The sequence below is a fragment of the Bartonella sp. DB5-6 genome (genome assembly GCF_000278115.1).
Taxonomy (GTDB): domain Bacteria; phylum Pseudomonadota; class Alphaproteobacteria; order Rhizobiales; family Rhizobiaceae; genus Bartonella; species Bartonella refiksaydamii.
Genome location: NZ_JH725125.1, coordinates 39,746 through 40,551, shown reverse-complemented (window position 1 = coordinate 40,551; position 806 = coordinate 39,746). Strand labels below are relative to the sequence as shown.

Below are 806 nucleotides of genomic sequence, written 5' to 3'. Positions count from 1 at the left end.
ACTGCGGAAGAACAAGCCCGCATCACTGCTAAGATTGATGCGCAGTTTGCTGATTTTAGAGAGCACACCATTGATATCGCACGTGCTGCGGGGGGTGTTGCCGCTGCCCTTGCTGGCGGTGATGTCAATGCCGGTGCCGATGCCGCAGGGAATGCCGCAGAGAATAACTACCTCAGCAGCGCGCAACAAGCTCAGATGGAGAAAGAGTTAAAGGAGTGTCCTGACCTTTTATGTAAAGCAGAAGTGTCTGCGAAGTGGACTGCGATTAGTACAGGGCAAAATATAAGCTTGGCGGCAGGTTTGGTTGCTGGTGTTCCTGCTGAATTATACGATACGGTTGATGGCTTTGTGCAAATAGCTCGCCATCCCATAGATACTTTAAAAGCGCTCAAAGATTTTGTCACCAGTGGTAAAGTATTCGCGACCCTTGGGCAATCGTATGTGGACCGTATTAATCACTTGATGGCGGAATATGAGCGAGCAGGTGCTAGTGGATCTTTCAATGCTGGTGTTGAATTTGGAAAATTATTGACTGAAGTAGCATCGCTGTTTGTTGGAGGCGCTGGATTAGCCAAGGAAGGTGTAAAGCTTGGTGAAAAGGCTCTGATTCAGTTCATTGCGAGGAGAGATTTTGCCCAATTCGCTTCTAAGAAAAATCTTCTAGAACTTGCAGCTCAAGGAGATCTTGCCAAACTTGCGGCTAGGGAAGAACTGACCAAACTTGCTGCTAAAGAAAAAAAGCTTTGGTTAAAAGAGAAACCCACTAAATTTACCGATAGCAAATTTGGTCAGACAAACAAAGTCTA

Annotated in this window: 1 protein-coding gene; it reads left to right on the top strand. The window is 46.3% G+C overall.

Features of this window, described 5'->3' with window-relative positions:
- A partial coding sequence (locus tag MCO_RS09160) for a VENN motif pre-toxin domain-containing protein (protein ID WP_007554096.1) occupies positions 1–806 on the top strand: 806 nt, incomplete at both ends.